Source organism: Pseudomonas sp. P5_152 (assembly GCF_033989915.1).
Lineage (GTDB): Bacteria > Pseudomonadota > Gammaproteobacteria > Pseudomonadales > Pseudomonadaceae > Aquipseudomonas.
On sequence record NZ_JASFAH010000002.1, the window covers coordinates 5,320,891 to 5,334,523 of the forward strand.

12 protein-coding genes are annotated in these 13,633 nt (G+C 60.7%); 3 read left to right on the forward strand and 9 right to left on the reverse strand.

The genetic code is table 11. The features are described from left to right. Positions 1 to 95: 95 nt before the first annotated feature. Positions 96 to 983, forward strand: coding sequence for a LysR family transcriptional regulator (locus QMK50_RS24520; protein ID WP_320334211.1), 888 nt, complete (start codon positions 96 to 98; stop codon positions 981 to 983). 120 nt (positions 984 to 1,103) lie between these two features. Here the strand turns inward: QMK50_RS24520 and QMK50_RS24525 are convergent, their stop codons facing one another. The 6 genes from QMK50_RS24525 to QMK50_RS24550 form a co-directional block, all read right to left on the reverse strand. Beyond that, positions 1,104 to 2,096 (reverse strand): LacI family DNA-binding transcriptional regulator, encoded by a 993-nt coding sequence (locus QMK50_RS24525; protein ID WP_320334212.1) that lies wholly within the window; start codon positions 2,094 to 2,096, stop codon positions 1,104 to 1,106. Between the two features lie 75 nt (positions 2,097 to 2,171). Continuing rightward, positions 2,172 to 3,671, reverse strand: coding sequence for a sucrose-6-phosphate hydrolase (locus QMK50_RS24530; RefSeq protein ID WP_320334213.1), 1,500 nt, complete (start codon positions 3,669 to 3,671; stop codon positions 2,172 to 2,174). Continuing rightward, entirely contained in the window at positions 3,668 to 4,813 is a 1,146-nt protein-coding gene (locus tag QMK50_RS24535; RefSeq protein ID WP_320334214.1) for a sn-glycerol-3-phosphate ABC transporter ATP-binding protein UgpC, read from the reverse strand. The genes QMK50_RS24530 and QMK50_RS24535 overlap by 4 nt, the downstream gene beginning before the upstream one ends. A 27-nt stretch (positions 4,814 to 4,840) precedes the next feature. Further along, positions 4,841 to 5,683: a carbohydrate ABC transporter permease gene (locus QMK50_RS24540; protein WP_095169173.1), complete on the reverse strand. Its 843-nt coding sequence runs from the start codon at positions 5,681 to 5,683 to the stop codon at positions 4,841 to 4,843. Further along, a complete protein-coding gene (locus QMK50_RS24545; protein WP_320334215.1) occupies positions 5,680 to 6,642 on the reverse strand; it encodes a sugar ABC transporter permease in 963 nt (320 codons plus the stop codon). The genes QMK50_RS24540 and QMK50_RS24545 overlap by 4 nt, the downstream gene beginning before the upstream one ends. A 20-nt stretch (positions 6,643 to 6,662) precedes the next feature. Next, positions 6,663 to 7,937 (reverse strand): ABC transporter substrate-binding protein, encoded by a 1,275-nt coding sequence (locus tag QMK50_RS24550; protein ID WP_095169171.1) that lies wholly within the window; start codon positions 7,935 to 7,937, stop codon positions 6,663 to 6,665. A 169-nt stretch (positions 7,938 to 8,106) separates the two neighbouring features. Here QMK50_RS24550 and QMK50_RS24555 point away from each other — a divergent pair, with 169 nt between their 5' ends. Then, positions 8,107 to 9,672: a carbohydrate porin gene (locus QMK50_RS24555; RefSeq protein WP_320334216.1), complete on the forward strand. Its 1,566-nt coding sequence runs from the start codon at positions 8,107 to 8,109 to the stop codon at positions 9,670 to 9,672. 104 nt (positions 9,673 to 9,776) lie between these two features. After that, on the forward strand, positions 9,777 to 10,694 hold the full coding sequence (locus QMK50_RS24560; RefSeq protein ID WP_320334217.1) for a carbohydrate kinase: 918 nt from the start codon (positions 9,777 to 9,779) through the stop codon (positions 10,692 to 10,694). A gap of 16 nt (positions 10,695 to 10,710) precedes the next feature. On the opposite strand, the gene QMK50_RS24565 is transcribed toward QMK50_RS24560, so the two are convergent. The 3 genes from QMK50_RS24565 to QMK50_RS24575 are packed head-to-tail and all read right to left on the reverse strand — an operon-like array spanning position 10,711 to position 13,629. Continuing rightward, a complete protein-coding gene (locus QMK50_RS24565) occupies positions 10,711 to 11,739 on the reverse strand; it encodes a peptide ABC transporter ATP-binding protein (protein WP_320334218.1) in 1,029 nt (342 codons plus the stop codon). Beyond that, on the reverse strand, positions 11,739 to 12,707 hold the full coding sequence (locus tag QMK50_RS24570) for an oligopeptide/dipeptide ABC transporter ATP-binding protein (RefSeq protein WP_320333645.1): 969 nt from the start codon (positions 12,705 to 12,707) through the stop codon (positions 11,739 to 11,741). Before QMK50_RS24570 ends, QMK50_RS24565 begins: the two co-directional genes overlap by 1 nt. Positions 12,708 to 12,717: 10 nt before the next feature. Continuing rightward, positions 12,718 to 13,629 (reverse strand): ABC transporter permease subunit, encoded by a 912-nt coding sequence (locus QMK50_RS24575; protein ID WP_159993742.1) that lies wholly within the window; start codon positions 13,627 to 13,629, stop codon positions 12,718 to 12,720. Between the last annotated feature and the right edge of the window lie 4 nt (positions 13,630 to 13,633).

Sequence of the window (13,633 nt, forward strand, 5' to 3'; positions counted from 1 at the left end):
AAAGGCCAGTAGATATACCGTTGAGATCTCTCCTGAAAAACAACCACTACGGCATAATGGATTTGCATATCTGCAAACCAAGGAAGGAAGAGCGCATGGCGGTGCAAGCAAATTGGGATGATCTGCGGCTGTTGTTGGCAGTCTCGCGGCGTGGCAGCTTTCTTCAAGCGGGCCAGTTGCTAGGTATCGCGGCGTCTACCCTGTCTCGTCGCCTGAGCCAACTTGAGGCGGCTCTCGGCGAGCCACTCCTCGAACGTGGTGTCGAGGGATGTCGGTTGACCTCGCGGGGTTTATCTCTGGTGGATGTTGCCCTCGCTGCGGAGGCAGGCTTGAGGCGTCAAGCCGTGGCTGATTTGTCCGGTTTGCAAACCGAGCTATCTTGCAGTGTTCTGGTCAGTGCAGGAGAGGGGTTCTCTTCTCGGGTATTGGAGGCTGCACGTCGTTTCACCACCGTGCATCCGCTTTGCTCGGTGGAGTTGCTGGTCTCAGCCGACTTTCACAAGATTGTCCGCGGTGTGGCCGACATTGCTGTACGCACGGTACATCTGGGCGAGCCATCGCTGATTTATCGACCCATAGGCAAGCTTGCCTATGGCATCTTCGCTGCTGCAGGGTACCTGAAGCGCTTTCCTGAGTTGACCCCGGCCACAGCAGGCAATATCGCCTTGCTTCCTCCTCAAGACATGTTGCCGCAAATGCGTGCAGCAAAGGCAGCGGGTTTGGAGCGTACGCAGATCAGCGTGAGTTCATTCGCCGTGCAACTCGAGTCGGTGAGAGAGGGATTGGGAGTCGCCGTGCTGCCTCGAGTCCTGGCGAAAGACTTGATTGAGTTGTTTGCGGATATCGATCTACCCGATATGGACGTCTACCTGGTGACCCGCCCTCAGGCATTGAAGCAGCCCCACATCAAATGCTTCTTCGCTATCTTGGAGCAGGTGCTGCTCGAAGCCCTGTGCGTTGAAAGCGACCCAGTGCGACTCTGAAGTCGCCGGGTGTTTTCCCGCGACAGCCCCGAGTCACGGTCACCCAGATAACCATTGATCATGCCGAGAATCCCAGTCGCCAACTCATGCTTTTCCAGCAGGGGAGGGAAGTTGATCTTCCTAGAGAGATGACCTGACCACCAATGGACAATCAACCGGCTGGGTTCCCGATACCTCAAGGGTCTCGATCAGGTGCCGGGCAGCATGGCGACCGATCTCGTAGTAGGGCAGTTGCACCGTGGTCAGGGGCGGGATGAACAGCTCGGCGATACCGATCATGTTGTCGTAGCCGAGCACGGCGACATCGTCGGGGATTTTCAGGCCGCGGCCGAACAACAACTGATAGGCACAAAAGGCAATGCGGTCGTTGCCACAGATCAGAATGTCGAATTGCGGGCGACCGTCGAGGATGTGCCGGTCGAGGATGGCTGCGGTTTCACCATAGGCGTCATGATCGGAAAGGTCGTATTGCAGGAGTGAGTCAGGCGCCAGGCCGAATGCCTCACAGGCACGCTGCAGGCCTTTCTGTCGCAGGCCCCAGGCCAGGCTTTGTTTGGGCAGATTGATACACAGCGGGCGCCGATAGCCCAGGCTCAACGCATGGTGTACGGCTCGATACTGGCCTGATTCGTCGTCCGGCACATAACTCACCAGGTGGCTGTCATCTGCCAGGCAATTGGCGAGTACCAGGGGTTTGCTCTTCAAACGCTCCGGAATGCTCACCTGGCGAAAGCCCATGGCGCTGAAGATCAAGCCGTCGGGACGGTGCGACAACATCAGGTCGATGTTCTGGTCGGTGGGCGGGTTGCTCAACAGGTTGAGGATAAAGACGTTCCAGCCGGCTTGCTGTGCGGTCTGTTCGATGGACAGCAGCAACTCGACCGCAAACGGTGTGGTCGCGGTGTCCAGCGCGAACACACCAATGGTTCGCGACTGCAGATTGTCGCCGCGCATTCTGCGCGCCGACAAGCTCGGCACGAATTGCAGTTGATCAATCGCCTGGCGCACCCGCTGCAGGGTTTCGGGGCTCAACTTTTCCGGATTATTGAGCGCTCGAGAAACCGTCATCAGGGACACGCCGGCCAGCTGTGCAACGTCTTTCACTGAAGTCATGCGAGGCGAAACCTGTCAGGTTGACGCGCGATCATGCCACAGGGCCCGCGCTTCTCGCGACTCCAATGACGCGGCTCATAACCAGCCCGAGGCAAGAGGCCAGGCGTTGGGGATGGAGACGCGCCCGCCACTGCCACTGGCAAGCAGCTTCACGCCCAGACTGTCTGGCCGCGGATAAAGGCGACTGCTGAGGGTGAATTGACCGTTTTCGTCGAACACCTCGATGGACGAGCGATCGAGGAACACATGCAGTTCCAGGTGCTCTTGTGCCGGGTCTATCGCCACGCTGCGCTGCCCGCTGACTTGCGCACCCGAGCGGCTGCGGTCAAGCACCAGACGATGCAGGGCCGCATCGTAGTACAGCAGCGTTTCCTCCTGGCCGTCCTCACTGCAACGCAAGGCGACCCCCACCTGCCCGGTGCAGCCGAGCAGGTCCAGATGCACATGGATTTCGAGCATGTCGCCCTTCACTTCCGGCACCCAGCGGGTTCCCGACTCATCCCACCACGGCGTACCCGGCAATGGCGCTTGGCGCAGAGCGGTGAGTTCCCGCGCCGGATACATGTACAGGCGATCGGCACACAGTTCCAGCTCGCGCGGCAAACCGAGCATGCCGCACCAGTGATGGGCCTGGCTCGGCATAGGGCTTTCCCACATGTCGAGCCACGCCCACACCAGGCGTCGACCGTCGGCGGCAAGTAGGGTTTGTGCGGCATAGAAATCATGGCCGTGATCCAGCTCGATAAAAGGCCCGCCCGTGAAGTGCCATTCGCTGTCGAGTCGGCCCACTCGATAACCGGTCTGGTACTTATTGAGCCGTTCGTAGCCCTGGGGATGCATGCCTTGCGGGGAGTACAGCAGCACATCGCGTCCGTTCAGGCGGAACAGATCCGGGCACTCCCACATATAACCATCACCCTCGCTGCCGCGGGACACATAGTCGAGGAACTCCCAGGTATGCAGGTCCGTGGAACGGTACAGCGGGAGCAACGGCACATTGCCCAGGCGGGCGCCGGCAATCAGGTACCAGCAGTCATTCTCCTGCCAGACCTTGGGGTCGCGAAAGTGCATGATATCTTCTTGCGGCGCGCGCTCGATGACGACGCCATGCTTGACGAACCGGTTGCCGTCGCTGCTGGTGGCCAGGCACTGGACTTGACGGATGCAACGCTCGTCACCGACTTCCCCAAGCCAGGTATGCCCGGTGTAGATCAGCGCCAGGGTATCGCCACAGACTACCGCGCTACCGGAAAAACAACCGTCACGGTCGAAGTCATCGCCGGGCGCCAATGCAATGGGCAGATGCTGCCAATGGACCAGGTCGGCACTCTTTGCATGCCCCCAATACATCGGGCCCCATTTCGCTTCGAAGGGGTAGTGCTGATAGAACACGTGATATTCGCCACGAAAGTACACCACTCCGTTAGGGTCGTTCATCCAGCCCACAGGGGGGGCAATGTGATACCCGGGTCGATAATCGTGGATGACGCGAGACAGGCCGTCACGCAGCGCATGCTGCGCAAGCTCGAGGGCGCCAGGCATGGGAGCGTTCATGGGATTCAAGGACTCAGTCATAGGGCGCCTGCTCGTGCCGAGCGCAACGGGACGCCATCCGATGGGGTTTCAATCGTCTGTGGGTAGCGCTTCAAGGCGCTGCCGTCGGCGTCGAACAGGTGCAGATGGGCGACCTCCAGTCGCAGCTCGACCCGATCGCCGACCTGCCATCCGGCGCTGACCTCGCAACGACAAACCAGCGGTTCGTCCTGCGCTGTCTTGAGGTGCACATAGGTTTCGCTGCCCAGGTATTCAACCCCGGTCACGGCGATGCCGCTGCTGCCCGTGGCTGCCTTGAGTGACATGTGCTCCGGGCGAATCCCCAGGCTCAGCGGCGTGCCCGGCGCCAGATTCGAGCTATCGAAGGGCAGGGACGTGGCGCCCCAGATACCGGTATCGACCTGGCTGTGTTCACCGGGTGCCTGCAGGAGCGCGGGCAGGAAATTCATCGTGGGCGAACCCAGGAAGCCGGCGACAAAGCGGCTGGCCGGGCGCTCATAGAGTTCGCGCGGCGAACCGACCTGTTCGACGTGCCCCCCATTGAGCACGACAATCTTGTCGGCCAGGGTCATCGCTTCAACCTGATCGTGGGTCACATAGATCATGGTCGAGCCCAGCCGATCATGCAGCCGGGCGATTTCGTTGCGCATCTGTACGCGCAAGGATGCATCCAGGTTGGAGAGCGGCTCATCGAACAACAGAATGTCCGGTTCCCGCGCCATGGCCCTGCCCATTGCCACACGCTGGCGTTGTCCTCCGGACAGTTCCCTTGGCTTGCGTTGCAGCAGTTTTTCCAATTGCAGGATCTGCGCGGTTTTCAGCACGCGTTCGCGCAGGCTGCTCTTCTCCGTCTTGGCCAACTTGAGACCAAAACTGATGTTGTCGTAGACGCTCATGTGCGGGTACAGCGCATACGACTGAAACACCATGCCGACCCCACGTTCGCGTGGCTCCAGGTCGTTGGCTCGCTGCCCATCGATCAGCAGGTCGCCGCCGCAGATCGAATCCAGTCCGGCGATCAGTCGCAGCAGGGTCGATTTGCCGCAGCCCGAAGGACCGACGAACACCACGAATTCACCCGCCGCGATTTCGAGGCTGATGTCGCGCAGAATCCGCGCGCCGCCCAGTTGTTTGTTGACGTTGTCTAGTTTCAGTTTGATCACGATGCTGTTCCTTGTCTTTGTTGGGCATCAACCCTTTAACGCGCCGGCAGTGAGACCGGAAACGATTCGGCGCTGGAAGATCAACACCAGAATCACCAGTGGGACGGTGACTATCACCGAGGCCGCCATCAACAACCCCCAAGGCAACTCGTGGGGGCTGCCGCCGGAAATCAAGGCGATGGCGACTGGCACTGTGCGTTGCGTGTCGGTGAGGGTGAAGGTCAGGGCAAACAGGAACTCGTTCCACGCGGCAATGAACGCCAATAAGCCAGTGGTAACCAGTGCGGGCCAGAGCAGCGGCAACAACACTCGGGTCAGCGTGACCCAGGGGGACGCGCCGTCCATGATTGCCGCTTCCTCCAGTTCATGGGGCAGTTGTCCCATGAACGTGGTCAGCACCCAGACAGTGAAGGGCAGGGTGAAAATCGTGTAGCTCAGGATCAACGCCCAGGACGTGTTGTACAGGCCCAGCGCGCGGATCACCTCGAACAGCCCTGACAGCACCGCGACCTGGGGAAACATCGACACCCCCAGGACCAGCATCAAGACCGTGCCACGGCCACGGAACTTGACCCGGCCCAAGGCGTAGGCGGCGGTCAGGCTGAGGAATAGCGCCAGCGCCACCACGCACAGGGCAACCACCAGCGAATTGCCGATGGCCTGCAAGAATGAGGCTTGATGCAGGACCGCCGAATAATTGGAGAAGTCGGGGTTCTTGATCCAGTAGCTCACCTCGAACAAGGCGCTGGACGGCTTCAGCGACGTCACGATGGCGTAGTAGAAAGGGAAGACCGCATACAGCAGCAATATCCCGATCAGACACCAGAACCCGAGGCGCAACAGGGCTTTTTTCAGTAGGCGCGGGCTCATGCGCGCACCTCCAATTGACGACGTCCGAGGTACAGGTAAAGCAGGGCGATGACCGCAACCACCAGGAACAGCAGCGTCGAAGCCGCGCTGCCGTAGCCAACGTCCTGGAACTCCACCAGATGCTGGCGGGCGTAGACCGACATGCTCATGGTGCTCGATGAGTTCGAGGTCAGCACATAGATAACGTCGAATACCCGCAGCGAATCGAGGATGCGGAAGATCGCCGCCACCAGCAGCGCGGGCATCAGCAGCGGCAGCGTGACCCGCCAGAACACCTTCAGCGGGTGAATGCCATCGACCCTGGCAGCCTCGTAGCAATCGCTCGGCAACATCTGCAAGGCCGCCAGCATCAGCAGCGTGACAAAAGGTACGGTCTTCCAGACATCGACGATGATCACCGCCCACATCGACAGATCCGCATCGGCCGTCCAGGCCAGGGGCGCATCAATCAGGCCGAGGCTGAGCATCATGTGATTGATGATGCCGAACTGGTCGTTGAGCATCCATGACCAGATTTTCGCCGAGACAATGGTCGGAATCGCCCAGGGAATCAGAATCAACGCACGCACCATTGAGCGTCCGGAGAACTTGATGTTGAGCAGCAACGCCACCAGCAGTCCCAGGACGATTTCCAGGCCCACCGACACCACGGTGAAATGCAAGGTGTTACGCACCGCGTTCCACCATTGAGGATCGACCAGGATGCCCGACCAGGACGAACCGTTGTGGAACAGGTAATTGCTCAAGCCAACGAAGGATCCGCCATCGGTGTCCGCCAGGTTGGCGTCGGTCAGGCTGAACCAGAATGTGCGCAGCAGCGGCCAGGCTGCCACCAGGGCCAGACACAGCAGCATGGGTGTCAGGAACAACCAGGCGGCGCGCACTCGGCGACGTTGTACGGGCGTTTCCCGGGTGAGCAGGAGCTCGTCACCGGGGGCGTGGGTAGCAGAGACAGACATGCTGATTTCCTTCCTTTGACTTACCAGTTCCGGCGTTTGATGCGCGTGAGTTCGCTTTCCAGGTCGACCAGCGCCTGATCGACAGGCAACTCGTCCGCCAGCACGCCATGTACTCGATCGAAGAACGCATTGGAGACCCGTGGATAGCGATCGGCAGTGATCGAGGCGGGGCGCATCACTCCAGCGTTGAGAATGCTGTGCAGCTGGCTGTAGTAAGGCATTGCCGCGAGCAATTCAGGGTCTTGGTAGAGCGACTCGATAACCGGGTTATAGGCGCCGATCAGCGCACGACGTTTTTGCTCTTGGGCACTGCTCAGGTAGCTCACCAGCTCGGCGGCAAGTTTTGGCTGGGCGCTGTACCGCGACACCGCCAGGCCCCAACCACCGAGGGTCGATGCATGGCTGCCAGCGTCGCCGCCGCGGGGCAGGGGAGCGACGCCAACCTTGTCTTTTACTGCGCTGTCCTGGCTTTGTACCAAGGCCCAGACATACGGCCAGTTACGCATGAACAGCGCATTGCCCGACTGGAATACGCCGCGACCTTCTTCCTCGGTGTAATTGAGCACGCCCCGTGGGGAGATGTCGCCGACCCAGCTTTTGGCCAGGGTCAACGCCGTTCTCGAGGCCTGGCTGTTGACCACGATATCGCCTCGTGAATTGACCAGCCCGCCTTCCGGATGGCTGCTGATCCACTCCAGCGCATTGCAGGTCAGGCCTTCGTAGGCACGCCCTTGGAAGATGTAACCCCAGGCATTGGGATTCCCGGCCGTGCGCTCGGCCTGCTGGACACTCCTGGCGGTCGCGGTCATTTCCTCCCACGTCTGGGGAACCGGCAGGTGGTACTTCTCGAGCAAGTCCTTGCGGTAATACAGCAGGCCCGAGTCGGTGAACCACGGCATCGTCACCAGCCGTCCGTTCACCGTGGCGTTATCCACCTGTGCCTGGAAATAGCCTTGGGTGGCGTTGGCTGCAAGCACCTCGCGCAGATCCATCAGGTGTTTGGCCAACATCCCTGGCCAGACCATATCGATTTGAATGATGTCGATGTCGGCGGACTGCGCACTGAGGATCTGCTGGTAGAACGACAACCTTTCGGTTGCCGAATTAGGCGTAGAAACCACCTCGACGTGGTGACCGGTCTGTTTTGACCACGCCTCGACAGCCTCCTTGCACAGTTGCAACTCCGCACCCACGGCACCGCAGGAGATCGTCAGATCGGCTGCATTCGAGAGGGATGGAAGCCCGGCACAGAGGGTGAACAGTGCTGCTGGAAAGATCGATTTGAGCAGTTTCATAAAGGCCCCTTTATTTTTGTTTTTATAAAAGTTAACGTTAACATCGCCAAATGTAACAGCGAATTTGCGATGAGGCATCCTTTTTTTCGTGGTTTTTGACAAATCACCCTTCGCGAAAAAGAGCCCAGTCACGGCAGCAACGACAATAAAAACAACACAGGAAATCGACATGCAGAAAGCATCAAGCTGGCTACTCGCAGGTGTGCTTGGCACCTCGGCGGCAACCACCCAGGCCGCGACATTGGAACAACGCATGGCCGCGTTTGAAGCCCGTGCCAGCGCCGCGGAAAAACGCGCTGCCGCTGCCGAGCAGCAAACCCAGGCACTTGCCAGGGAATTGCAACAGCTCAAGCTTGCCACTCCCGCCTTGCAGCCAGCAGCGTCGACGGCTGCAGCCAGTTCGGCGCCGGCCCTGGACACCCGTGTGGCAAAACTCGAAGCCCGTCAGCAAAGCCTGGAAAAGCAGGGCAGCAGCGGACACCTCACCGACGGCTTCAGCTTCAAGGGCTATGCCCGTTCCGGATTGCTGGTCAACGATGGGCTCGGTGGTGGTCGCGGCGGTCCCTACACAACCCCGGCCGGTTCAGTCGATGGTGCCGTGGGACGACTTGGCAACGAAGACGACACGTACATGCGCATAGACCTGTCGAAAGAGACCTATGCGCAAAACGGCACCCGGGCCAAATTCACCGTGTCCATCGCCGACGGTGTGGAGAGTTCCAATGACTGGACGGCCGACGAGAGCAACCTCAACGTGCGTCAGGTGTTCACCGAACTCGATCATCTCGCCGCCTTCAAGGGCAACTCAGTGTTCGAGAACTCCACCTTGTGGGCAGGCAAACGATTCGACCGGGATAACTTCGATATCCACTGGCTGGACTCGGACGTGGTCTTCCTGGCCGGCACCGGCGGTGGCATCTACGATGTGCAGATGAACCAGGACTGGCGTTCGAATTACTCCCTGGTCGGGCGTAACTACGGCGATTTCAGTGAGGGCGGTGTCGATGCCGATGTGGAAAGCTACATCCTGACCTCCAACCAGTTCTTCGACAGGGGGCAGTGGCAGTGGATGTTCAATGCCATTGGGGCAAAGAAAAACGACATTTCCATCCGCAGCAATGAAGCGGGTCTGTCGCCTGCGGATTCCGGTTTGCAGAGCATGCTGGCCAACCACCAGAAAGACTTTTTCGGCCGGCAAGGCTTCTTCAAGACGGCGCTGCTCTACGGGCAAGGCCTGGGGGCAGAGGTCAAGAATATCGGCTCGGATGGCGAACTGATCGACGACGCCCGCGCTCTGCGTCTGGCGGTTTACGGCGAGACGCCAATCGCACAGGGCTGGCGCATCGGCCCCAGCCTGTTGGCCGAGCAAAGCAAGGACCGGTACGTCAAGGGTGACGATTACCGCTGGATGACCCTGAACGTACGGTTGGCCAATGAAATCAACCGCAACTTCGAGATGGCCTACGAAGTGAGCTGGCAAACCATGGACCTCGACCCCAAGGGCTACCTGCAACGGAATGCGGTCGACGGTGACTTCTGGAAGTTCACCATTGCCCCGACGTTCAAACCGGATGTTGGCGACCTGCTCACACGTCCCGAGTTGCGCGTGTTCGCCAGTGTCATGGACTGGTCGTCGGACCTGGACAGCTACAGTACCGCTGACTCCTTCGGCAAGTCGGACTTCAATGCAGGTGGCGTATGGCAGTACGGCATCCAGATGGAAACCTGGTTTTAATATCTGAACCCGTCCGGCCAACAGCAAGGCATAGTGCGTCAGTGATTAACGGTCCAAGCTAGTTGGCCAGCAGTTACCTACAACACAGCATTGAGGAAATGAGCATGGGATTGCCTCGCGCAGTCGTATTTGGCGAAGCGCTGACCGACCTTGTCCAGGGCACTCCTGGACAGTGGCAGGGCTACCCGGGTGGTGCGCCCTGGAACGTGGCACGCGCGCTCAGTCGCTTGGGTGTTAGCTGCGCTTTTGCAGGTTCGGTGAGCATGGATTCACTGGGTGACGAGATCGTGGCGCAGTCGCAAGCCGCAGGGCTGGATAGGCGGTTTATCCAACGGGTAGACCGCACGCCTTTGGTCGCCATCGTTCCATCCAGCCGCCCCCCACAGTATTTTTTTGCGGGAGAGGCCGATCTGTTTTTTGATCCGCAGTTGATGCCTGAAGGATGGATTGACCAGGCGCAACTGTGTCATTTCAGTTGCATCAGCCTGGCGCGACAGCCACTGGCCGGCAGGCTGGTGAACATAGCTCAGCAGGCCAAGGCAGCGGGCAAGCGGATCAGTTTTGACCCGAACTGGCGCAATTTGATGGACAGCCATTATCGCGAGCAGACCTTCCCGACGATGACCGCCCTTGCCGACATGATCAAGCTCTCCGACGAAGACCTTCGGCATATCTATCCAGGACTGTCCGAACAACAGGCAATGGATGAGCTGCGTGCGCTCAATCCTCACGCGCAGATCCTGTTTACTCGAGGCGAGCACGGGATGATTCTCCACACCCCGGACAGCCAACTCGAGCAGCCGGCGATTGCCGTGAACGTGGCAGACACGGTGGGCGCAGGAGACGCGTGCATGGCCGGTTGGCTGGCGGCGCAGTTGCTGGGGATCTCCGACCTGCGCGCGCGCCTGCGATTTTCAGCGGCTTGTGCATCCATATCTTGCCGCCATGCCGGCGCCCATGCGCCAGCGCTGACGGATGTGCACAGTCTGCTGCAACTGCTCGACCGCAACGACTCAAGGTGAACAGTCTGTCGGCAAGCTAGGACGCGTTGAGTGGCAGAGCTACAGATACCCGTGCAGCAGTTTGTCGGGCCGCCCCCTCGAGAAATTGCTCGGCGTAATGACACGCTACCTGGCGGCTGTCGAGCAAACGCAAGGCCGGCTCTTCGGTACTACAACGCTCGGTGGCGTACGGGCAGCGCTTGTGGAAGGCGCAGCCGGACGGTGGGTTCAGCGGGTTGGGCAGTTCGCCGACGATCTTGATTTTCGGCTTGTCCGGGTCCGGGTGGATGGTCGGGGTGGCCGACAGCAGGGCCTGGGTGTAGGGGTGCAGCGGGCGGGTGTAGATGTCCTCTTTGGGGCCCATTTCCACCGGACGGCCGAGGTACATCACCATCACGTGGTCGGCCACATGGCGCACCACCGCCAGGTTGTGGGAGATGAACACGTAGGCGGTGTTGAATTCCTGCTGCAGGTCCATGAACAGGTTCAGCACCTGGGCCTGGATCGACACGTCCAGCGCCGAGGTCGGTTCGTCCGCCACCAGCACTTTCGGTTGCAGCATCATTGCCCGGGCGAGGGCGATCCGCTGGCGCTGGCCGCCGGAAAACATGTGCGGATAACGCTGGTAATGCTCGGGACGCAGGCCGACCTGCTTCATCATCGCCTGGACTTTGTCGCGCCGCTCGCTGGCCGAGAGGTTGGTGTTGATCAGCAGCGGCTCGGCCAATTGGTCACCGATTTTCTGCCGCGGGTTGAGCGACGCGTACGGGCTCTGGAACACCATCTGCACGTCTTTGCGCAACTGCTTGCGCTCGGCCTTGTTGGCCCCGGTGACTTCCTGGCCGGCGATTTTCAACGAGCCGGAAGACGGCTCTTCGATCAGCGTCAGGGCGCGGGCCAGGGTCGACTTGCCGCAACCGGATTCGCCGACCACGGCCAGGGTCTTGCCGGCTTCCAGTTCGAACGACACGCCGTTGAGCGCACGCACGGTGGCGTGGCCCTTGAACAGGCCGCGGGAGACTTCGTAGTGACGGGTCAGGTCACGGGCGGTGAGAACGACGGCCATTACGCCACCTCCTGATTCAAAGGATAGAAGCAGCGAGCGAGGCTGTTGCTTTTCGGATCGAGGGCCGGGCGTTGGGCGCGGCAGTTGTCCTGCACGTAAGGGCAGCGTGGCGACAGCAGGCAACCCTGCGGGCGGTCGTAACGGCCGGGAACGATACCCGGCAGCGTGGCCAGGCGCGATTCGCCCAGGCTGTGTTCCGGAATCGCCTTGAGCAGGGCTTCGCTGTACGGGTGCGCGGGAATGTCGAACAGCTGCGGCACCTGGCCGACTTCCACCGCTTGGCCGGCGTACATCACGCACACGCGCTGGGCGGTTTCGGCGACCACGGCAAGGTCGTGGGTGATCAGCACCAGGCCCATGTTCTGCTCTTTCTGCAGGGCCAGCAGCAGGTCCATGATCTGCGCCTGAATGGTCACGTCGAGGGCGGTGGTCGGTTCGTCGGCGATCAGCAGCTTGGGTTCGCCCGCAATTGCCATGGCAATCGCCACGCGTTGGCTCATGCCGCCGGAGAGCTGGTGCGGGTAGGCGTCCATGCGGCTGGCGGCCCCGGGGATCTCGACTTTTTCCAGCAGTTCGATGGCACGCTTGCGCGCCGCGCGGCCGGACATTTTCAGGTGCAGGCGCAGCACTTCTTCAATCTGGAAACCGACGGTGTAGCTCGGGTTCAGCGCGGTCATCGGGTCCTGGAAGACCATGGCCAGGTCTTTGCCGACGATCTGCCGCCGCTGCCGGTTGCTCAGCTTGAGCATGTTCTTGCCGTCGAAGTTCAGGGCGTCGGCGGTGACGATTCCGGGGTGCTCGATCAGGCCCATCAGCGCCATCATGGTCACCGATTTACCCGACCCCGACTCGCCAACGATGGCCAGGACTTCGCCCTTGTCCACGCTAATGTCGAGGCCGTCGACCACCGGAACGGCGGTCTTGTCGCCGAAACGCACGTTGAGATTCTTGATTTCTAACAGTGACATGGGAATCTCCTCAGGCGGCGTTCTTGAGTTTCGGGTCCAGCGCATCGCGCAGGCCGTCGCCCATCAAGTTGATTGCCAGCACGCTGAGCAAAATGGTCAAGCCAGGCAGGCTTACCACCCACCAGGCGCGTTCGATGTAGTCGCGGGCCGAGGCCAGCATGGTGCCCCACTCCGGGGTTGGCGGTTGCACGCCAAGACCGAGGAAGCCCAGGGCGGCGGCATCGAGAATCGCCGAGGAGAAACTCAGGGTCGCCTGGACGATCAGCGGAGCCATGCAGTTGGGCAGCACGGTGATGAACATCAGGCGGGGCAGGCCGGCACCGGCCAGGCGCGCGGCCGTCACGTAGTCACGATTCAGCTCGCCCATCACCGCGGCGCGGGTCAGGCGCACGTAGGACGGCAGGGACACGATGGCGATGGCGATCACGGTGTTGATCAGGCCAGGGCCGAGGATGGCGACAATCGCCACGGCCAGCAGCAAGGAGGGCAGGGCCAGCATGATGTCCATCAGGCGCATGATGGTCGGGCCTAGTAGACGCGGGAAGAACCCGGCGAACAGGCCCAGCAGGATCCCCGGGATCAACGACATCACCACCGACGACAAGCCGATCATCAGCGACAGGCGCGAACCCTGGATCAAGCGCGACAGCAGGTCGCGCCCCAGTTCATCGGTGCCGAGCAGGAACTGCAGTTGCCCGCCTTCGAGCCAGGCCGGCGGGGTCAGCAGGAAGTCGCGGTACTGCTCGCTGGGGTTATGCGGGGCAACCCAGGGCGCGAAGATCGCGCAGAAGATCACCAGCAACATGAACATCAGGCCGGCAACGGCGCCTTTGTTTTTGGAGAACGCTTGCCAGAATTCTTTGTACGGGGACGGATACAGCAGGCTTTGATCGACTGCTACCGAGGGTGTTGGAGTACTCATGGGT

Coding starts and splice junctions, on each gene's coding strand:
- QMK50_RS24570 (WP_320333645.1), bottom strand. CDS start 12,707: ATGTCACTGTTAGAAATCAAGAATCTCAACGTGCGTTTCGGCGACAAG.
- QMK50_RS24540 (WP_095169173.1), bottom strand. CDS start 5,683: ATGAGCCCGCGCCTACTGAAAAAAGCCCTGTTGCGCCTCGGGTTCTGG.
- QMK50_RS24550 (WP_095169171.1), bottom strand. CDS start 7,937: ATGAAACTGCTCAAATCGATCTTTCCAGCAGCACTGTTCACCCTCTGT.
- QMK50_RS24555 (WP_320334216.1), top strand. CDS start 8,107: ATGCAGAAAGCATCAAGCTGGCTACTCGCAGGTGTGCTTGGCACCTCG.
- QMK50_RS24560 (WP_320334217.1), top strand. CDS start 9,777: ATGGGATTGCCTCGCGCAGTCGTATTTGGCGAAGCGCTGACCGACCTT.
- QMK50_RS24575 (WP_159993742.1), bottom strand. CDS start 13,629: ATGAGTACTCCAACACCCTCGGTAGCAGTCGATCAAAGCCTGCTGTAT.
- QMK50_RS24545 (WP_320334215.1), bottom strand. CDS start 6,642: ATGTCTGTCTCTGCTACCCACGCCCCCGGTGACGAGCTCCTGCTCACC.
- QMK50_RS24565 (WP_320334218.1), bottom strand. CDS start 11,739: ATGGCCGTCGTTCTCACCGCCCGTGACCTGACCCGTCACTACGAAGTC.
- QMK50_RS24530 (WP_320334213.1), bottom strand. CDS start 3,671: ATGACTGAGTCCTTGAATCCCATGAACGCTCCCATGCCTGGCGCCCTC.
- QMK50_RS24520 (WP_320334211.1), top strand. CDS start 96: ATGGCGGTGCAAGCAAATTGGGATGATCTGCGGCTGTTGTTGGCAGTC.
- QMK50_RS24525 (WP_320334212.1), bottom strand. CDS start 2,096: ATGACTTCAGTGAAAGACGTTGCACAGCTGGCCGGCGTGTCCCTGATG.